The sequence below is a fragment of the Pantoea sp. V106_11 genome (assembly GCF_029967885.1).
Lineage (GTDB): Bacteria > Pseudomonadota > Gammaproteobacteria > Enterobacterales > Enterobacteriaceae > Pantoea > Pantoea ananatis.
In genome coordinates this window covers 46,908-67,087 of sequence record NZ_JASCAK010000024.1, presented here as the reverse complement: position 1 = coordinate 67,087, position 20,180 = coordinate 46,908, and the positions used below count along the sequence as shown (strand labels likewise).

Annotated in this window: 17 protein-coding genes; 9 read left to right on the top strand and 8 right to left on the bottom strand. The window is 54.7% G+C overall.

Features of this window, described 5'->3' with window-relative positions; translation table 11 throughout:
• The first annotated feature begins 218 nt into the window (after window positions 1-218).
• The 5 genes from glpE to malQ all read left to right on the top strand — a co-directional run bounded on the left by glpE (window position 219) and on the right by malQ (window position 6,832).
• Entirely contained in the window at window positions 219-545 is a 327-nt protein-coding gene (gene glpE, locus QLG08_RS07635) for a thiosulfate sulfurtransferase GlpE (protein WP_014604842.1), read from the top strand.
• A gap of 29 nt (window positions 546-574) precedes the next feature.
• Window positions 575-1,393 carry a rhomboid family intramembrane serine protease GlpG gene (glpG, locus tag QLG08_RS07630; RefSeq protein WP_013027532.1) on the top strand — a complete coding sequence of 273 codons (819 nt, stop codon included), beginning with the start codon at window positions 575-577 and terminating at the stop codon, window positions 1,391-1,393.
• Window positions 1,394-1,432: 39 nt separating this feature from the next.
• Window positions 1,433-2,191 carry a DeoR/GlpR family transcriptional regulator gene (locus QLG08_RS07625; protein ID WP_013027531.1) on the top strand — a complete coding sequence of 253 codons (759 nt, stop codon included), beginning with the start codon at window positions 1,433-1,435 and terminating at the stop codon, window positions 2,189-2,191.
• A 153-nt stretch (window positions 2,192-2,344) separates the two neighbouring features.
• The gene (malP, locus tag QLG08_RS07620; RefSeq protein WP_014604843.1) at window positions 2,345-4,750 is read left to right on the top strand and encodes a maltodextrin phosphorylase; all 2,406 of its coding nucleotides are present in this window, start codon (window positions 2,345-2,347) and stop codon (window positions 4,748-4,750) included.
• A gap of 9 nt (window positions 4,751-4,759) precedes the next feature.
• The gene (gene malQ, locus QLG08_RS07615; RefSeq protein ID WP_014604844.1) at window positions 4,760-6,832 is read left to right on the top strand and encodes a 4-alpha-glucanotransferase; all 2,073 of its coding nucleotides are present in this window, start codon (window positions 4,760-4,762) and stop codon (window positions 6,830-6,832) included.
• 37 nt (window positions 6,833-6,869) lie between these two features.
• Here malQ and nfuA read toward each other — a convergent pair whose 3' ends face one another.
• A complete protein-coding gene (nfuA, locus tag QLG08_RS07610; protein WP_013027528.1) occupies window positions 6,870-7,445 on the bottom strand; it encodes a Fe-S biogenesis protein NfuA in 576 nt (191 codons plus the stop codon).
• 58 nt (window positions 7,446-7,503) lie between these two features.
• Complete coding sequence (gene gntX, locus QLG08_RS07605) at window positions 7,504-8,184, bottom strand: DNA utilization protein GntX (RefSeq protein ID WP_105080837.1); 681 nt, start codon at window positions 8,182-8,184, stop codon at window positions 7,504-7,506.
• 34 nt (window positions 8,185-8,218) lie between these two features.
• On the opposite strand from gntX, the gene bioH reads away from it, so the two are divergent.
• On the top strand, window positions 8,219-8,995 hold the full coding sequence (bioH, locus tag QLG08_RS07600; RefSeq protein ID WP_110015630.1) for a pimeloyl-ACP methyl ester esterase BioH: 777 nt from the start codon (window positions 8,219-8,221) through the stop codon (window positions 8,993-8,995).
• Between the two features lie 169 nt (window positions 8,996-9,164).
• A complete protein-coding gene (locus tag QLG08_RS07595) occupies window positions 9,165-9,434 on the top strand; it encodes a YdgH/BhsA/McbA-like domain containing protein (protein ID WP_026021071.1) in 270 nt (89 codons plus the stop codon).
• Here QLG08_RS07595 and QLG08_RS07590 read toward each other — a convergent pair whose 3' ends face one another.
• The 4 genes from QLG08_RS07590 to yjbE all read right to left on the bottom strand — a co-directional run bounded on the left by QLG08_RS07590 (window position 9,435) and on the right by yjbE (window position 14,715).
• The gene (locus QLG08_RS07590; protein WP_133345164.1) at window positions 9,435-11,120 is read right to left on the bottom strand and encodes an alpha-amylase family glycosyl hydrolase; all 1,686 of its coding nucleotides are present in this window, start codon (window positions 11,118-11,120) and stop codon (window positions 9,435-9,437) included.
• Window positions 11,121-11,402: 282 nt separating this feature from the next.
• Window positions 11,403-13,727 (bottom strand): Tex family protein, encoded by a 2,325-nt coding sequence (locus QLG08_RS07585; protein WP_014604848.1) that lies wholly within the window; start codon window positions 13,725-13,727, stop codon window positions 11,403-11,405.
• 99 nt (window positions 13,728-13,826) lie between these two features.
• Window positions 13,827-14,303 (bottom strand): transcription elongation factor GreB, encoded by a 477-nt coding sequence (greB, locus tag QLG08_RS07580; RefSeq protein WP_014604849.1) that lies wholly within the window; start codon window positions 14,301-14,303, stop codon window positions 13,827-13,829.
• Window positions 14,304-14,466: 163 nt separating this feature from the next.
• Window positions 14,467-14,715: an exopolysaccharide production protein YjbE gene (yjbE, locus tag QLG08_RS07575; protein WP_014604850.1), complete on the bottom strand. Its 249-nt coding sequence runs from the start codon at window positions 14,713-14,715 to the stop codon at window positions 14,467-14,469.
• A 535-nt stretch (window positions 14,716-15,250) separates the two neighbouring features.
• Here yjbE and ompR point away from each other — a divergent pair.
• Both ompR and envZ read left to right on the top strand, forming a co-directional pair.
• Window positions 15,251-15,970 carry a two-component system response regulator OmpR gene (gene ompR, locus QLG08_RS07570; protein WP_001157751.1) on the top strand — a complete coding sequence of 240 codons (720 nt, stop codon included), beginning with the start codon at window positions 15,251-15,253 and terminating at the stop codon, window positions 15,968-15,970.
• Window positions 15,967-17,331 (top strand): two-component system sensor histidine kinase EnvZ, encoded by a 1,365-nt coding sequence (gene envZ, locus QLG08_RS07565; protein WP_013027520.1) that lies wholly within the window; start codon window positions 15,967-15,969, stop codon window positions 17,329-17,331. The genes ompR and envZ overlap by 4 nt, the downstream gene beginning before the upstream one ends.
• A 38-nt stretch (window positions 17,332-17,369) precedes the next feature.
• Here the strand turns inward: envZ and pckA are convergent, their stop codons facing one another.
• Window positions 17,370-18,989, bottom strand: coding sequence for a phosphoenolpyruvate carboxykinase (ATP) (gene pckA, locus QLG08_RS07560; protein ID WP_019106462.1), 1,620 nt, complete (start codon window positions 18,987-18,989; stop codon window positions 17,370-17,372).
• 280 nt (window positions 18,990-19,269) lie between these two features.
• Window positions 19,270-20,136, bottom strand: a complete 867-nt coding sequence (hslO, locus tag QLG08_RS07555; RefSeq protein WP_013027518.1) for an Hsp33 family molecular chaperone HslO — start codon at window positions 20,134-20,136, stop codon at window positions 19,270-19,272.
• Between the last annotated feature and the right edge of the window lie 44 nt (window positions 20,137-20,180).

Below are 20,180 nucleotides of genomic sequence, written 5' to 3'. Positions count from 1 at the left end.
CTCCGATGTTCGGAATAGTTCACTTATGTTCGTTTTCGAGCATAATCATAATCGCAAACCAACATTGATGCCAGTATTTAACCACCTAAAAACAATTTTGCGTGATATGGATAACATTATCTGGGCGCAAAGGTGAATAGCCGTAGTGATTGTCAGGTTATTGGTGAGGATTATCAGGTTACACTAGACGTCATTTTGATGATGTTATGAGAGACACCATGGAAACTTACCAATGTATTGATGTTCATCAGGCTCAACAGCGGCTGGCACAAGGCGCAGTAATGGTGGATATCCGCGATGCGCAAAGTTTTGCTCTTGGTCATGCCAACGGCGCCTTGCATTTATCGAATAACAACCTTAATGATTTTATCAGTTCAACCGATACAAGTCTGCCGGTGCTGGTAATGTGCTATCACGGCAACAGCAGTAAAAGTGCAGCGGATTATCTGCACGCCCAGGGATTTACCACTGCTTACAGTATTGATGGCGGGTTTGATGCCTGGCGCGCCGCCTTCCCTCAACAGGTGACCAGTGGCGCTGAGTGACTGGTCAGGCGTAACACGGAGAGTGAGTAATGCGCATTACCCAATTTAACCAGCCGCGCATGGCGCAGGCTTTTGTTGACTATATGGCAACGCGCGGCGTGAAATTGCGTATTGAACGTGAAAGTCATTACGTCATTATGCTGGATGATGAAAGCCAGCTTTCGATGGTCGAAAACGAACTTCAGCAGTTTGTGCGCGATCCCAACCATCCGCGCTACCAGGCGGCAAGCTGGCACAGTGGTAAAACCGACAGCGGGTTGCGCTATGAGCGAAGCAATATCTGGGCAAACATCCGTGAGCGTGCCGGGCCGTTGACCATGGTGGTTATGTTTGCCTGTATTGCGGTATTTGTGCTGATGCAGGTACTGGGCGATCGTACCGTAATGTACTGGCTGGCGTGGCCAGATGCCGATCAACATTTTGAGATCTGGCGCTGGTTTAGCCATGTGCTACTTCACTTTTCACTGTTGCACATCCTGTTTAATCTGATGTGGTGGTGGTATCTCGGTGGAGCCGTAGAAAAACGTCTGGGCAGCGGTAAGCTTTTTGTTATTTTTATCATTTCTGCACTGCTCAGCGGCTGGCTTCAGTCGAAATTTAGCGGTATCTGGTTTGGCGGCCTGTCCGGTGTGGTCTATGCGCTGATGGGATACTGCTGGCTGCGCGGTGAACGCGATCCCGACAGCGGTGTTTATCTGGAGCGTGGGTTAATCGGCTTTGCACTTGTCTGGCTGGTGGTGGGCTGGTTTGGTGCATTTGGTCTGGCTATCGCTAACGCAGCACACGTTGGTGGCCTGCTTGTCGGACTGGCAATGGCGTTTGTCGACACACGCAAGCGTAAACGGTAGTCACAACGAATAAGAATAAGCCCGAAACAGGAGAGGAATGTGAAGCAGACGCAACGTCATGACGCCATTATTGATCTGGTTCGGCGTCAGGGATATGTCAGTACTGAGGAGCTGGTCGATCATTTTGAGGTCAGCCCACAAACGATTCGTCGTGATTTAAACGACCTTGCCGATCAAAATAAAATTCAGCGCCACCACGGCGGCGCGGCCTTGCCTTCCAGTTCAGAGAATACCGCCTGGCAGGATCGCAAGATGATGTGGTCAGCTGAAAAAGCGCGTATCGCACAGCGGGTGGCCAGCCAGATACCGGACGGGGCGACGCTGTTTATCGATATCGGTACCACACCAGAAGCCGTGGCACATGCGTTGTTAAACCATAGCGATTTACGCGTGGTGACCAACAACCTGAACGTGGCAATGCTGTTGATGGGCAAGCCAGACTTCAGGGTCATTATCGCCGGTGGAGAAGTGCGTACGCGTGACGGCGCAGTCATGGGGGAAGCGACGCTGGACTTTATTTCACAGTTTCGTCTTGATTACGGCATCCTCGGGATCAGCGGCATCGATATGGACGGATCGCTGCTGGAGTTTGACTACCACGAAGTCCGTACCAAACGCGCCATCATCGAAAACTCCCGCTGTGTCATGTTGGTGGTAGACCACTCGAAATTTGGCCGTAACGCGATGGTCAATCTGGGGAATATGAGCCAGCTCGACTATCTCTACACCGATAAGATGCCGCCTAACAGCATCATGAAAGTTATTGAACAGCATGAGGTTCACCTCGAACTCTGCTGAGACCTGCACGCCAGTCAGATCACTGGCGTTTTTCAAACCTGCCTGTCGCTTTTTTCTCCACTCGCGTATTTAATTAACATGGCCGCCAGCAATATGGCTGGCCCATGCGCATTCCATTTTTGCTTTACCCATATGGATACAAAAGGGAGTGATATGCCACAGCAGAAATTCAACAAATCCCGTTTTCAGGCTGCGTTAACCCGCCACTGGCAACATCTTGGTTTCTCCTCCGCAAAACAAATGACGCCGCACCAGTGGTGGCAGGCACTGAGTGCCACGGTCAACGAATTGCTCAACGCCCAACCGGCGGTCCGGGGCGCGCAACCCCAGCGTCACGTTAACTATCTCTCAATGGAGTTTCTGCTGGGGCGCCTTACAGGAAATAACCTGATGAATCTGGGGTGGTACGACGAGGTCAAATCCCTGCTGGCGGAATACCAGGTTGAGTTAAGCGAATTACTGGAAGAAGAAGTTGATCCGGCATTGGGGAACGGTGGCCTGGGCAGGCTGGCTGCCTGTTACATGGACTCAATGGCGACGGTTGGGCAGCCCGCTACCGGGCACGGGCTTAACTACCAGTACGGTTTGTTTCGCCAGCGTTTTGCAGAGGGGAAACAGGTCGAGGAACCCGACGACTGGGCGCGCGAGACGTACCCCTGGTTTCGGCATAACGCCGCGCTGGATGTCCGCGTCGCGATGGGCGGAAAAGTCATTAAGCAGGATGACGGGCGTAAAGTGTGGGAGCCCGCCATTTATCTTCGTGGAGAAGCCTGGGATTTACCGGTAACAGGTTATCGCAATGGCGTCACCCTGCCGTTGAGGCTGTGGAAAGCGACCAGTGAGCATCCCTTTGACCTGACCCTGTTCAACGACGGTCAGTTTTTGCAGGCTGAGAAGCAGGGGATTGATGCCGCCAGCCTGACCAAAGTGCTCTATCCCAATGATAACCATCCACAGGGCAAACGCCTGCGTCTGATGCAGCAGTATTTCCAGTGTGCCTGTGCGGTGGCCGATATTTTGCGTCGCCATCATCAGGCGGGGAGAAGCATTCATGCGCTGCCTGATTTTGAGGTCATTCAGCTTAACGATACGCATCCCACTATCGCCATTCCGGAGATGCTGCGCCTGCTGCTGGATGAGCACCAGCTAAGTTGGGACGAGGCCTGGCACATCACCAGCCGCGTGTTTGCCTATACCAATCACACCTTAATGCCCGAAGCCCTGGAGCGCTGGGATGAGAAGCTGATACGCAGCCTGCTGCCGCGCCACATGATGATCATCAAAGAGATCAACCGTCGCCTCAAACAGCAGGTTAAACAGCGCTGGCCTGATGACAAAGCGCTTTGGAACAAACTGGCTGTGGTCGCCGAGGGGCAGGTCAGAATGGCTAATCTTTGCGTTGTCAGTGGCTTTGCGGTGAATGGCGTGGCGGCCCTGCATTCCGGGCTGGTCGTGACGGATCTTTTTCCCGAGTACCATCAGCTCTGGCCGCAGAAGTTTCATAATGTCACCAACGGCATTACGCCGCGCCGCTGGATAAAGCAGTGCAATCCTGCGCTGGCTGGCCTGATTGATGACACCCTGAAGCGTGAATGGGTCAACAACCTGACCGCGCTGCAGGGCCTTGAGCCTTACGCCGACGATCCCGTTTTCCGTGAGCGTTTTCGCGCGGTTAAGCAACACAACAAAGCGCGGTTAGCCACCTATATTGCTCAGCACACCGGCATTGTGGTTAATCCAAACGCGATTTTTGACGTGCAGATTAAGCGGCTACATGAATATAAACGTCAGCATCTGGGTCTGCTCCATATTCTGCACTGCTATAAAAACGTCCGCGACAACCCCAATGACGCCAGTATCATCCCCAGAGTGTTTCTGTTTGGGGCAAAGGCGGCACCAGGCTACTACCTGGCAAAGAACATTATCTATGCCATTAACAAGGTGGCAGAGGTGGTGAACAACGATCCGCTTGTCGGCGACAAGCTGAAGGTGGTCTTTATTCCGGATTACCGCATCACGGCCGCCGAATACCTGATTCCCGCCGCCGATCTGTCAGAGCAGATTTCCACCGCAGGCTATGAAGCTTCCGGCACCGGCAACATGAAACTTGCACTGAATGGCGCGCTGACTATCGGCACGCTGGATGGCGCCAACGTGGAAATTGCGGAGCAGGTAGGGGCAGAAAATATCTTTATTTTTGGCAATACCGTGGATGACGTTAAAGCCCTCAAGGCCGGAGGCTACAAACCGCAAAAAGTCCGTAAGCACAACAAGGAACTGGATGAACTGTTGAGATCACTGAAAAAAGGAACGTTCAGTCATGGCGATAAGCATGCATTCAACCTAATGTTGGATAGCCTGACAAAAAATGGCGATCCCTGGCTGGTGCTGGCGGATTATCAGGCCTATATCGATGCGCAGAAACGGGTTGAGGCCTTGTGGCGCGATCGGGAAGCCTGGACGCGCGCCGCCATTCTCAACACGGCGCGAACCGGTATTTTTAGTTCGGATCGGTCGATTCGGGACTATCAACAGCGCATCTGGCAGGCGCAACGCTAAGGAATTGCGATGAAATCCACTTCACTTGATAAAGCCGCCCAGGCGGCGGGAATAGCGCTCACGTATTTCGATGCGAACGGTGAACCTGAAGCCATCAGCGATGATACCAAACGCGCCTTACTGGGCATAATGGAAAACCCACAGAAAGCCGGTAAATCTCCGCTGCCCCCCGTTGTGGTTTTTAGCGGTAACCGTAAACGCGAGCTGACGCCTCAGATGGACGGCAGCTTCCGCTGGCAGTTGCAGACAGAGAAAGGCAAAACCCTTAGCGGAACCCTCGAAGGCGGTGCGCCCTTTAAACTGCCTTCGCCTCTGGGGCAGGGTTATCACCAGCTGACCTTGAGCAAGGGCAAGCGTGAGTGGCAGACGCGTGTGATCGTGACACCGCGCCGTTGTTATCTGCCACCGGCCTTGCGCGCCGGAGAGAAACGCTGGGGGGCGCTGGTGCAGCTTTATACCGTGCGTTCAGAGAAAAACTGGGGCATCGGTGATTTTGGCGATCTGGAAATGTTGCTGGAGCAGCTTGCCGCACGCGGCGGCGACTTTGTTGGCCTGAACCCGTTGCATGCGCTCTATCCGTCCAGCCCCGCTTTTGCCAGCCCCTACAGCCCTTCATCGCGCCGCTGGCTGAATATTATTTACATCGATGTGGCACAGGTTGCCGATTTCCAACAAAGCAGCGCGGGTCAGAAGTGGTGGAAAAGTGCCAAAACCCAAAAGGCGTTAAAGCAAGCCCGTGAAAGCGAATGGGTGGATTATGACGCGGTTATGGCACTGAAAATTACGGCATTACGTCACGGCTGGGCCCGGTTCCAGTCGCGCGATGCGCAAGACGCACAGAAGCAGCAGTTTGCGGATTTCATCCAGCAGGGGGGCGACAGCCTGCGCTATCAGGCGGCCTATGAGGGTCTGCAGGCTGAAATGCAGGGGAAAGGTGCCACGCACGCGGGCTGGCCGGCCTGGCCTGAGCGCTGGCGTAACAGTCAGTCTTCTGACGTTCAGGATTGGTGCGCGCAGCACGCGGATGAGATTGCCTTCTGGCAGTGGTTACAGTGGCTGGCACAGCAGCAGTTCTCTCAGTGTTGGGCACGGAGCCAGGCGCTGGGCATGAGCGTGGGGCTGTATCGTGATTTAGCGGTCGGTGTGGCCGAAGGCAGTGCCGAAACCTGGCACGATCCGGAGCTGTACCGCCTTAAGGCATCAATTGGCGCGCCGCCTGACAGGCTGGGGCCGTTGGGGCAAAACTGGGGGCTGCCGCCAATGGATCCTCACGTATTGCAGGCCAGGGGCTATCAACCATTTATTGATATCCTGCGCGCCAATATGCGTGACTGCGGGGCGCTGCGTATTGACCACGTCATGGCTCTGCTGCGCCTCTGGTGGGTTCCGGCAGGTGAAACGGCGGATAAAGGCGCCTACGTCGCTTACCCTGTGCACGATCTGCTTGGCATTCTGGCGCTGGAAAGCCAGCGTTTGCGCTGTATGGTGATTGGTGAGGATCTCGGTACGGTACCTAAAGAGATCGTCAGCCTGCTGCGCGACAGCGGCGTGTTTTCCTGGAAAGTCTTGTGGTTTGAGCAGGAAAAACAGGGGACTTACCGTGCCCCCCAGGCCTATCCACGCCAGTCCATTGCCAGCGCCAGTACGCACGATCTTCCCACGTTGACCGGCTTCTGGAGTGCAGGTGATTTAGAGCTTGGCGAGAAAATCGGGCTTTATCCAGACGGGCAAACGGTACAGAACCTGCAGCAGCAGCGGATGAAGCAAAAACAGGCCTTACTGGATGCTCTGCATAAAGCGGGAGCCGTACCGTCGCGCAGCGCAAAGCGGGCGGATGCTCTGGCGATGACGGCCGAACTGAATCAGTCCGTTCACCGTTTTCTGGCGGACACGAACAGTGCGCTGCTGGGGCTACAGCCGGAAGACTGGCTGGGGATGACGACGCCGGTGAATGTGCCGGGTACGGTCGATCAATATCCCAACTGGCGGCGCAAGCTCGCGCAGCCGCTGGAACGCATTTTTGCCGACGATAACGTGAATAAACTGCTGGAAACCGTGACTAAACGACGCAAGGCAGGATAACGGATGCGCGCGACAGCCGGGCTGTCGCGCGTAAACATCAGTAGAAAGAGTGCTCGCCACGCTGATGTTCGGTGATATCGCGCACGCCTTTCAGCTGCGGGAACGCCGCCAGCAGTTCTTTCTCAATGCCGTCTTTAAGGGTGACGTCGATCATCGAACAGCCGTTACAGCCGCCGCCGAATTGCAGAATAGCAAAACCGTCGTCGGTGATTTCCATCAGCGAAACGCGACCGCCGTGGCCTGCCAGCTGCGGGTTAATCTGAGCCTGTAACAGGTACTCAACACGCTCAACCATCGGCGCATCATCGGAAACTTTACGCATTTTGGCATTAGGCGCCTTGAGCGTCAGCTGCGAACCCAGGTTATCCGTTACGAAGTCGATTTCAGCGTCTTCCAAATAGGGCGCGCTCAGCTCATCCACATAGGCTGACAGCTTTTCAAATTTCAGTTCAGTATCTGTCGCTTCTACCGCATCCGGTGGGCAGTAGGACACACCGCATTCGGCAGTTGGCGTACCCGGGTTAATCACGAATACGCGAATCTGGGTGCCATCTTCTTGTTTGGATAGCAGTTTTGAAAAATGCTCTTGGGCAGAATCAGTAATTCGGATCATGTCAGTTGCTCAATAGTTGACTAATTTAGTTGGTTATAATACGCCCATCATTCAGGCTCTACAAGGTACGGCACAGGCACCACACTTGCACGCTGGCTGCGCCTCGCCCCTGTAACAGGCGGCTGATTTCTCTGACCGTGCTGCCGGTCGTCACCACATCATCGATTAAGGCGATATGGCGTCCGTTAACATCCGTTTCAAGGCAAAACGCACCGCGTAGATTGCGGCGCCGCTGACGGGCACTCAACTGATGCTGAACGGCGCCGGCGCGCTGACGGGATAACGCCAGGCTGAATTCACACTCCAGCCAGCGTGCCAGCGGCGTTGCCAACAGGGCCGTCTGGTTGTAACCGCGCCGCCAGCAGCGTCGGGCATGCAGCGGAACACACATCAGTAAGTCGGGACGAACGGTCTGTCCTCTGCGATACGCATTGAGCCAGCTTAGCAAAAGCAGCCGGGCCAGCATCACCCTGAGTGCGGTAATACCCGAAAATTTTAATTGATTCACCCATGTGCTGAGCGGGGGCTGATAGTGGCTGACGCAGATTAGCGCCTGCCAGGGCGGCGGTCTAAGCAGGCAACGACCGCAGGGCAGAGCATCGGATACGGCAGGCAGGCCGCAGCACGGACACAGTGATGGCAGCCGTGGTAGCTGGCGCAGGCAAATGCTGCAGAGTCCATGCAGGGCAATCCGCAAGGGTAACTGACATAGCCAACACAGGGCGGGCATTGGTAGCATAGTGACCTCCTTATCAATCATGGAATAGTAACGGATGAGCTCACTTTACTGGCATACCTGTGGCGAAGGAGATGACGATCTTGTGCTGCTGCACGGCTGGGGACTGAATGCGGAAGTGTGGCAAAACATTGTGCCGCGACTCAGCGCACAGTTTCGCCTGCACCTGGTGGATCTGCCTGGCTATGGTCGCAGCCGCGGGTTTGCTGCCCTGTCGCTGGAACAGATGGCGCAGACACTGGTGCCCTTTCTGCCGCCTCGCGCTATTGTGCTGGGGTGGTCGCTTGGCGGGCTGGTCGCCACACAGCTGGCGTTGAGCGAGCCAGAGCGGTTACGCGCCCTGATTACGGTGGCTTCTTCGCCCTGTTTTACGGCCCGCGATGACTGGCCGGGTATTGCCCCCTTAACCCTGCATAACTTCCAGCAGCAGCTCAGTCACGATTTTCAGCGCACCGTCGAGCGTTTTCTGGCGCTGCAGACCATGGGAACGGAAACCGCTCGGGCGGATGCACGTAAGCTCAAGGAGGTGGTATTGTCGCAGCCGATGCCAGACGTGGCCGTGCTCAATGGCGGCCTGACGATTCTGAGCGACGATGACTTGCGTGACAGGCTTACGGCCATTACGCTGCCCTTTTTGCGGATGTATGGCGCGCTGGATGGTCTGGTGCCGCGCCGGATTGTGCAGCAACTCGATCCGCTGCTGCCCACGTCGCCGTCTGTCGTAACGGACAAAGCGGCACATGCCCCCTTTATTTCGCACCCGGATGCGTTCTGCCAGCACATTGTTTCATTTATCAGCAAATTAGACAGATAACCTTGGCCCTCACTGGCAAATTTCTGCGCAGCGGCAATACTTCATGAGTGAGCAAGGCCGCTGCACTTCTATGCGATTAGTCAGGGAGATGACTATGCCGTTCGATATAGCCTTAAGCGATTTGCGGCTGCTTACATCTCAACAATGGATCATGAATGAGGGTAGACAAATGAAGGTTATGAAATGGGTTGTTGCATCAATGATGATGGGCGCAGTGTCATTCTCTGCTCTGGCGGCGAAAGAAGTCACCAAAGAAGAAGTGCAGAAGATGCATCTGACCAAAATCGGCACCGTAAATACCACGGCCGAAACCACGTCGCCGATGGATGCTAAGAAGAAGCTGTCAGAGGCCGCTGATGAGAAGGGTGGCAAATACTTCCTGGTGATCGCGGGTCGTGAACACGGTAAGTTCAGTGCGACAGCGGAAGTGTACAAGTAATTATCGTAGCCACATGAATTGCCAGGCATCCAGCGTTACTGGCTGGGTGCCATCAATTTTCTCACCGCTTACCACATCCTGAAAAAGATGCGCCTCCGGTAACGGGGCTTCAATCTGCCTGCCACTGAGATTAAACACACACAGTAATTCATCACCGCCGTTATGCGAATAACGCTTCATGATGAGCAGGGCATTATCGCTCTGAAACAACGTCAACGGGTTGTCGGGATGAAAGGCCGTCTGGCGTCGACGCTGCTGAATCAGTTTGCTCAGCCGGGTATAAACCTGATGGCGTAAGCCGTCGCTGTTCACCAGTGCGTCTTCGATAGCGGAGAGCGAATATTTTTGCCGGTTAATGGCCCGGTTATGGCCTGCCTCACGTACGCCGTCATAGTCATTACGCGATCCCAGGATGCTTTGAATATAGACGGCTGGAACACCCGGAAAGGCCAGTAAAATAGCATGCGCCAGCATAAAGCGTTTGAGGCGCGTTTCGTCGTCATCGCCTTCGCGGTTAAGCGCGTCGAAATAGGTCACGTTGATTTCGTATGGGCTGGTGCTGCCGTCAGGATTGTTTTTATAGGAGATCAGCGCCCCCTCCAGTGCCAGATCGCGCACCAGCGCCGTGATCTCCACCTCCGATAAAATCCCGCGTGCCGGATTAAGACCTATACCATCGTGCGAGGCCAGGAAGTTAAAAAAGGTTGTATCGCCATTGCCCACCTGCAGGGTGCTGGCCCATTGACGCAGAGCGCGAGCCGATCCGGTGTGGATGGCGTGTAGCACCAGCGGCGGCAAGGAAAACTGATACACCATCTGGGCTTCGTCTTGCCCGTTACCAAAGTAGCTGATGTTGTCTTTGTGCGGCACATTCGTTTCGGTGATGATGACGGTGCCGGGTGCGACCACGTCGGCAATGGCGCGAAACAGTTTGACCAGCAGATGCGTTTTTTCGAGGTGAATACAGTTCGTGCCTGGCGTTTTCCACATGTATCCCACCGCATCCAGTCGCACATAGTCCGCGCCACGTTTCAGATAGTCGAGTAGCACCTCTACCATGCGCACCAGCACCCTGGGACGGGCAAAGTTAAGGTCAATCTGATCGGCACTGAACGTGGTCCAGACAAAGCGGATTTCACCGTTTTCCAGCGTAAAGGGGGTGAGCAACGGTGACGTTCTTGGCCGCGTGACCGCGCTGAGGTCGGTGGTGGGCGGCAGGCTGATAAAAAAATCATCCCAGCCTTCATCCTGAGCAAGATAATGTTTAAACCACGCACTATGCGCTGACATATGGTTACAGACAAAGTCGAACATCAGGCGCGTTTCCTGATGCAGTAAGGCAATGTCCTGCCAGTCGCCACACAGCGGATCGACCTGATGGTAGTTAATGACCGAAAAGCCGTCGTCAGACGAATAGGGATAAAACGGCAGGAGGTGCACCAGCGGAAACGTGGCGTGCAAATGCTGCTGGTAGAAACGTGAAAAGGTGTTGAGTGTGGGTTTGCCCGGCTCGCGGAACTGATCGGCATACGTAATCAGCACCACGTCCTGCTCATCCCAGTGGGCCTTTCTCGGCAGCTTAGTGGTGTCACGGGCTTCAACGATCGTGGCGAGCAGGCGTTCGCGCATAGCCTGAGGAAAGGCATCGGCATAAATCTTATCGATTAAAGCAGTGATCTTTTCCATTATCAAAGGGTGCCACAGCAGGTGTCGTTATTATGACGGGCGTCTTTTTAGCGTAGCGTCAGGGCGGGGATTTTCAACTCAAACGTGCCAGGTCGGCCTGAAAAGCCAGTGCAAAGCAGCAGGCGTGAAGCCCCACATCGGCAACTGCGCCCGCGTCAGAAGGTAAACAGAGGCGGCCTGGAACGTTTTTTCTGTTCAGATAAAACGAGCGACCAGCGAGAGAAGGATGACAGTCACCTCCTTCTCCATGACGGGGATAAGAGGTGACTGCGTGGTGCGTAACTAGCGTTTTTTACCGAATGCCGCCGCCAGCGCGTCGCCCATGGCGCTGTTGCCTGCGGGCTGGCTGGCAGGACGTGCGCGGCCTTTGTTCGCGGCCGGACGTTTTTCTTCGCGTGGCGCACCGCTCTTAGCGCCGCGCGCGTTGCCTTCTCCCGGCTGCTCGTCAAGGCGCATGGTTAAGGCAATGCGCTTACGTTGTAGATCCACTTCCATCACTTTAACTTTAACGATGTCGCCCGCTTTTACGACCTGATGAGGATCTTCCACAAACTTGTCCGACAGCGAAGAAATATGAACCAGGCCATCCTGATGCACGCCAATATCGACGAACGCACCAAAGTTGGTGACGTTGGTCACGGCGCCTTCAAGTACCATGCCTGGCATCAGGTCATTCAGGGTTTCCACGCCTTCGGCAAACTGTGCCGTTTTAAACTCAGGACGGGGATCGCGGCCCGGCTTTTCCAGCTCTTTCATGATGTCGGTCACAGTCGGTAAACCAAAGCGGTCGTCTGTGAAGTCCAACGCTTTCAGGTTACGCAGGCTGGTGGGATTGCCCATCAGCTCACTCAGCGCCTGCTCGGTCGCGGCCAGAATGCGTTCCACCACCGGATAAGCTTCCGGGTGCACCGTCGAGGCATCCAGTGGATTATCGCCGTGGTTGATGCGCAGGAAGCCAGCGCACTGCTCAAACGCTTTAGGCCCAAGACGGCTGACCTTGAGAAGCTGCTGACGGTTCTGGAAACGGCCGTTTTCATCGCGCCAGCCAACAATATTTTGTGCCATCATGCGGGTTAACCCGGCCACGCGCGTCAGCAGCGGTACCGAAGCCGTGTTGAGATCGACACCGACAGCGTTCACACAGTCTTCCACCACCGCATCCAGTTTTTTTGCTAGCTGGCTCTGGCTGACGTCATGCTGATACTGGCCGACACCGATCGATTTCGGATCGATTTTCACCAGTTCGGCCAGCGGATCCTGCAGGCGACGGGCGATCGACACTGCGCCACGCAGTGAGACATCCAGATCCGGAAATTCCAGCGCAGCTAATTCAGACGCGGAGTAGACTGAGGCGCCCGCTTCGCTGACGATCACTTTCTGGGCGGTGACCTGGGGAAACTGTTTTTGCAGATCCAGAAAGAAGCGCTCGGTTTCACGTGAGGCGGTGCCATTACCGATGGCGACCAGTTCCACCTGATGTTTCACGCACAGCGCCGCGACCGCCGCCGCCGCCTTGGCCGTTTGCCCGGTATGCGGATAAACTGTATCGGTGGCGACCAGCTTGCCGGTCGCGTCAACCACGGCAACTTTCACACCGGTACGCAGGCCGGGATCCAGGCCCATCGTGGCCCTCATGCCCGCAGGTGCCGCCATTAACAGGTCGTGCAGGTTACGGGCAAAGACGTTAATGGCCTCGTCTTCCGCACGCTCGCGAACGGTACCCATCAGCTCGGTTTCCAGATGCAGCATGACTTTGATGCGCCAGGTCCAACTGACCACGGCCTTGCGCCAGCTGTCAGCCGGTGCGTTATTCAGTCGCAGATTCAGGTGTTCCGCAATCAGGGTTTCACCGTGGCTTTCGCGCGGTGGCTCATCAAACTGCGGATCGGCATTCAGCGACAGCTGTAAAATACCTTCATTACGACCGCGCAGCATGGCCAGCGCGCGATGCGAAGGGACGCTGTGCAGCGGCTCATGGTGATCGAAGTAGTCGCGGAATTTCGCGCCTTCTTCCTCTTTGCCTTCCACCACGTTTGAGACCAGATGGGCATTTTTCCACAAATAGTGGCGGACTTTAGCCAGCAGGGCGGCATCTTCAGCAAAGCGCTCCATCAGGATATAACGCGCGCCATCCAGCGCCGCACGAACGTCAGCGACACCGTTATCCACATTCACATAGCCTGTTGCCAACTGCTCAGGGTCCTGTGAAGGATCCTGCCATAAGGTATCGGCCAGGGGTTCCAGCCCGGCTTCAATCGCGATTTGGCCACGCGTACGGCGCTTAGGCTTATAGGGCAGGTAGAGGTCTTCAAGTTCGGTTTTGCTGAGGGTGGTATTGATGGCATTCGCCAGATCGTCGGTGAGTTTTCCCTGTTCCTCTATAGATTTCAGGATGGCCTGCCGACGCTCGGATAATTCACGCAGGTAGCTGAGGCGGGTTTCGAGCTGGCGGAGTTGTGTATCATCCAGGCCGCCCGTCACCTCTTTACGATAACGTGCGATAAACGGCACGGTATTCCCTTCATCCAACAGGCGGACGGCCGCATCTACTTGCTCAGGGCGCGCCTGTAGCTCACTTGCAATTAGCTGGCTAAGAACATTCATCATCGGACTATTATGCTTTCTGGGTTGAGAAATAGCCGATAGTTATACGGATTGATGGCTGAAATTGCCAGAGAAGCGGCCTGCTTTCAGCGATATTCTGAATCAGCCTTCAACATAGCTAATTTCATTGACATACCAGCATGCCGGGCCCGCTGGCGTTTCTACTACCGCCGCGTCGCCGACGGCCTTTTTTAACAGCGCCCGCGCCATGGGCGAGTCAATTGAGATGTAATCCTTGCGGCCAAAAATCTCATCGTAACCCACGATACGGAAGCGCTTCACATCGCCGTCATCGTTTTCGACTTCAACCCAGGCGCCAAAAAATACTTTGCCATCCTGCTGGGGTGAATAATCCACAATGCGCAGTTGCTCAATGCTCTTGCTCAAATAGCGCACGCGGCGGTCAATTTCACGCAGGCGTTTCTTATTGTATTGATAATCCGCATTTTCGCTGCGGTCGCCGAGGCTGGCGGCCCAGGTCACTTTTTTGGTGACTTCAGGTCGCTCTTCACGCCACAGGTGATCGAGTTCAGCTTTTAAGGTGTTGAAACCTTCTCGGGTAATCAGTCGGGTTCTCATGGTACAAGCCGGTCAAATCGAAAGAGGATCAGTGTAAAGCAAATCGTGCGTGGCGAAAAAGAGGTGGGAAAAGGGTTTTTTACCTGTTAAAAAACCCTTATACGGCAATGACAGAGGAGGGGGCTGTCATATCCAGACCGGTGCGGTTCCGTGGCGGCAGGAATTACTTACCGGCTTTGGTCGAGGTGGTCGTCGAGGTGCTGCTGTTGGTGCCGTCACCGCCGCCGCCGCCAGCCGTTGCCAGTCCAACGCCCAGCAGAGCGGCGACTGCGCCAATACCAATCGCATTGGAGTTACCCTGAGCGGTGGTCGTTGCCTGTGCGCCCGCGGCTTCACCGGTTGCGGTAGCGGCATAAGTCTGACCGACGCTGGCCAAAGCCAGTGCGCTCAGCAGTAAAATCGTTTTTTTCATTATGGTTTCCCCGTAAAGCGGCAAGTTGGTGTCGCTATAGTGTGGGTGAAATCCATTGGGCCGCAAAGCGGGCTTTACTGTTTGATTTATCTCTCTTTACCTGCAGATGGCCTTGTTCGGGAGGCTTCTCAAACTAATCCGAGAGAGGTCGCGTATTAACCTGTTTTTTTTCCGAATATTATGCTGTTATCAGTCTAAAAAACCGGACTATCCGGGATTCGTCGTCAGATACGAACGTAATTTAAGTCAAATTTTCCGGCAAGCGCTTGAATTTGCAAGTGCTGTGCCACGGTGTGCCGCGTCTAAACCAGTGAATAGCGGAATTTTACCCAATATTTCAGATTTGCCGTATTCTGTTCAACGCCGTGGTCATTACGCAGCTTGCCCGGCCGTCAGACCAAAATTTAAATATAAGCTGCTGTTTAATATGCTTTGTAACAATTTTGACTAGAATATAAACCATTAAACACTGTCACTGTGCCGCATCTTTTTTTAACAATATCGGCTCAGGCAATAGCGCCTTTGGGAGTTAAAAATGCAAGAAAACTACAAGATTCTGGTCGTCGATGACGATATGCGTTTACGTGCACTATTAGAGCGCTATCTTACCGAGCAGGGCTTTCAGGTGCGCAGTGTCGCCAACGCCGAGCAGATGGACCGTCTGTTAACCCGCGAATCCTTCCATTTAATGGTGCTTGATCTGATGCTGCCTGGCGAAGATGGTCTTTCCATTTGCCGCCGCCTGCGCAGTCAGAGCAACCCGATGCCTATCATTATGGTGACCGCCAAGGGCGAAGAAGTGGATCGCATCGTTGGGCTGGAAATCGGTGCTGACGACTATATTCCAAAGCCGTTCAACCCACGTGAGCTGCTGGCGCGTATTCGTGCGGTATTGCGCCGTCAGGCCAATGAACTGCCCGGTGCGCCGTCTCAGGAAGAAGCGGTCATCGCTTTTGGCAAGTTCAAGCTTAACCTGGGCACGCGTGAGATGTTCCGTGAAGACGAACCTATGCCGTTGACCAGCGGTGAATTTGCCGTTCTCAAGGCGCTGGTAAGCCATCCACGTGAGCCGCTGTCGCGCGATAAGCTGATGAATCTGGCCCGTGGTCGGGAGTACAGCGCCATGGAACGTTCTATCGACGTACAGATTTCCCGCCTGCGACGCATGGTGGAAGAAGATCCGGCCCATCCACGCTACATCCAGACCGTTTGGGGCCTGGGCTATGTATTTGTTCCGGACGGCAGTAAAGCATGAGGCGGCTGCGCTTCTCGCCACGAAGTTCATTTGCACGCACCCTGTTGTTGATCGTTACCTTGCTGTTCGTCAGCCTGGTAACGACCTACCTGGTGGTGCTGAACTTTGCCATTCTTCCCAGCCTGCAACAGTTTAATAAAGTCCTCGCCTACGAAGTGCGTATGCTGATGACCGACCGTTTACAGCTGGAAGATGGTACGCAGCTGGAAGTGCCGCCCGCTTTTCGTCGCGAAATTTATCGTGAACTGGGTATTTCGCTCTATACCAATGCGGCGGCAGAGGAGAGCGGACTGCGCTGGGCGCAGCACTACAAATTCCTTAGCGATCAGATGGGCCAGCAGCTTGGCGGCCCGACAGACGTTCGCGTCGAGGTCAACAAAAACTCCCCTGTTGTCTGGCTCAAAACCTGGCTATCGCCCGACATTTGGGTACGGGTGCCGTTAACGGAAATTCATCAGGGTGATTTCTCGCCGCTGTTCCGCTATACCCTGGCGATAATGTTGCTGGCGATAGGCGGCGCATGGCTTTTTATCCGCATCCAGAACCGCCCGTTAGTCGATTTAGAACATGCCGCATTACAGGTGGGCAAGGGCATTATTCCCCCACCATTACGTGAATACGGTGCGTCAGAGGTGCGTTCGGTGACGCGCGCGTTTAACCAAATGGCGGCGGGCGTTAAGCAGCTTGCCGATGACCGCACTTTGTTGATGGCGGGCGTCAGCCACGATTTACGCACCCCTTTGACGCGCATCCGGCTCGCGACGGAAATGATGAATGAACAGGATGGCTACCTGGCAGAGTCGATTAACAAAGACATCGAAGAGTGCAATGCCATCATCGAGCAGTTCATCGATTACCTGCGCACCGGGCAGGAGATGCAGACTGAGCTGGCCGATCTTAACAGCGTGCTGGGCGAAGTAGTGGCCGCAGAAAGCGGTTATGAACGTGAAATTGAAAACGCCGTCATGGCAGAAGAGCTCATGCTGGAGATTAATCCCCTTTCGATTAAGCGCGCCCTGGCTAACCTGGTGGTGAACGCGGCGCGTTACGGCAACGGCTGGATCAAAGTCAGCAGCGGACGCGAGCTGCATAGGGCCTGGTTCCAGGTTGAAGATGACGGTCCCGGCATTAAGCCGGATCAGCTGGCGCATCTCTTTCAGCCATTTGTGCGCGGTGACAGCGCACGCAGCACCAGCGGCACGGGCCTTGGTCTGGCGATCGTCCAGCGCATTATTGATGCGCATCAGGGTTCGCTAGAGATCGGTGACAGTGAACGCGGCGGATTACGTATCCGTGCCTGGTTACCCTTAGCGGAAAGCCCGGAGTCGGGCGCCAACAACAGCAACCTTGCACTGAGTTAAACAGCAGCGGCGCGGCCTGTTAAGCCGCGCCGCTGTGATTAACGCTGAGGACCTGCTTTTACCAACGCGGCACCGGCCGCATTATCGGTATATTTTTCAAAGTTAGTGATAAAGCGCTGGGCTAAATCATCTGCCGCCGCGTGCCACTTCTCTTCGCTTTCCCAGGTACGACGTGGGTCGAGCGTTTCGGCATCCAGATCGCCCAACGTTTTTGGCACCTGCAGGTTAAATACCGGCAGCGTTTCCGTTGGCGCATCGTCCAGTTCACCGGCCAGAATGGCGTTGATGATGGCACGGGTATTTTTCAGTGAGATACGCTTGCCACTGCCGTTCCAGCCCGTATTAACCAGATAAGCCTGCGCGCCCGCCGCTTCCATGCGTTTCACCAACACTTCTGCATACTGTGTAGGATGCAGCGTCAGGAAGGCTGCGCCAAAACAGGCTGAGAAGGTTGGCGTTGGCGCCGTTACTCCGCGCTCCGTGCCTGCCAGCTTCGCTGTAAAGCCCGACAGGAAATGATACTGAGTCTGCTCTGGCGTCAGTCTGGAGACGGGCGGCAGCACGCCAAAGGCGTCGGCGGTCAGGAAAATGACTTTCTTCGCATGGCCTGCTTTGGAAACCGGCTGAACAATATTGTCGATATGGTTAATCGGATAGGACACACGGGTGTTTTCGGTTTTGCTGCCGTCAGCAAAATCGATGCTGCCGTCTTCACGTACCACGACGTTTTCCAGTAAGGCGTTACGACGAATGGCGCGATAGATTTCCGGCTCAGCCTGTTCAGAAAGGTTAATCGTTTTCGCGTAACAGCCGCCTTCAAAGTTGAACACGCCGTCATCGTCCCAGCCGTGTTCGTCGTCACCGATTAACTGGCGGTCCGGATCGGTAGAAAGCGTGGTTTTACCCGTGCCGGACAGTCCAAAGAATACCGCGACATCGCCTGCTTTACCCACGTTGGCGGAGCAGTGCATAGAGGCAATGCCCTTCAGCGGCAGCAGATAGTTCATCACCGCGAACAGCCCCTTCTTCATTTCTCCGCCGTACCATGTGCCGCCAATCAGCTGCATACGTTCGGTCAGGTTAAAGGCAACAAAGTTCTCGGAATGCAGCCCTTGTGCCTGCCAGTCAGGGTTGGTGCATTTAGCCCCATTCATCACTACAAAATCGGGCGTGAAGTTATCCAGCTCAGCCGCGCTCGGTTGAATGAACATGTTTTTGACGAAATGCGCCTGCCAGGCAACCTCGGTAACAAAACGCACGCTCAGGCGTGAATCCGGGTTAGCCCCGCAGAAGGCATCAATAACGAACAGACGCTTCCCTGAGAGCTGCCGGGTCACGCATTTTTTCAGCGCCTGCCAGGTTTCCTGGGACAGGGGCTGATTATCGTTCTTTCCGGTTCCTTGATCGTTCCACCACAGCGTATCGCGCGTGGTGTCATCACGCACAATGTACTTATCCTTGGGCGAGCGCCCGGTAAAAATCCCGGTATCAACGGCGATTGCGCCGCTCTGCGTCAGGGTGCCACGCTCAAAACCTTCGAGCTCCGGACGCATCTCTTCCTGAAATAGCGTAGCGTAATCAGGGTTATGAACCACCTCAGTGGTATCGGTGATGCCCAGATCGGCAAGGGCTTTCGAGGTCAGGCCGTTAACGCGCATTTTACTGCTCCTTAAATCGGTGTCTGTTCTGTAGGGCAAAGAGAGTTTGGGATCGCGTCCTTAAAATGCCACAGAGTGAGGGGCGGAGACGCGATCGCGCGCAGTTTACGCTACTGTGCCAGGCGAGAAAGGCTTGTTCGTTAAAAATGAGACTTAGGGCGCGTTAAGGATATGTTTCGAACGTTTTTAAGATGTTATGAAAGTAAAAAAAGATAATTTGCTAAGTAAATTAATGGCATAGCAGTGAGGCAGGCAGGGCGGCATAACCGCCCTGGTCCGATCAGTGAAGTCGATTGCTGTTCTCAACGGAGTTGCTGCGGATCCCGGCAATGTCTACCGCATCGAATACGTAATGCGATCCACAATAGTCGCAGTTCATATCGATTTTGCCATCTTCTGCAATGATCTCGTCAACTTCTTCCTGCGGCAGGGTTTTCAGCACCTCGCTACAGCGTTCGCGTGAACATGTGCATTTATAAACAACCGGCTGCGGATCGTAAACGGTCACCTCTTCCTGGTGATAAAGCCGCCACAGGACATCGGTTGCAGGCAAATCAATCAGCTCTTCGGTTTTAATGGTTTCTGTCAGCGTCGCCAGATGCTCAAAGTCATCTTTACTCGTGTCCTGAGCCGGTAGGACCTGCAGCAGAATCCCGGCTGCGCCTGCGTCGCTGGTGCGGATAAACAGTCGGGTCGGCAATTGCTCGGAGCGCATAAAGTAGTCTTCCAGACAGTCGCTCAGCGTGTCACCTTCCAGTCCTACCACGCCCTGATAACGCTCGCCCTTTTCAGGCGTGATGGTGATAACCAGATAGCCGTTACCCACCATGCTTTTGAGCGTGCTGTCGTCAGGAATGTCACCTTTCATGCGGGCTATGCCACGTAACTCCTGCTGATTATTACCATTGATCACGGCTAAGGTCAGGGGGCCATCGCCTTGAAGCTGTACGGTAATTTCCCCGTCAAATTTAAGCGTGGCGGTCAGCAAGCTGGTTGCCACCAGTAACTCCCCCAGCAGCGTTTGTACGGCTGGCGGGTAGTCGTGATTTTTAAGGATAGCGTGCCAGGTGTTTGAAACATTAACCAGTTCGCCGCGGACGGCAGCATTTTCAAACAAATAGCGGCGCAGTTGATCTTGTACAGACATAGTTTTTCTCTCTTTTGGCGGACGATAACCGGCTCAGTAGCCGG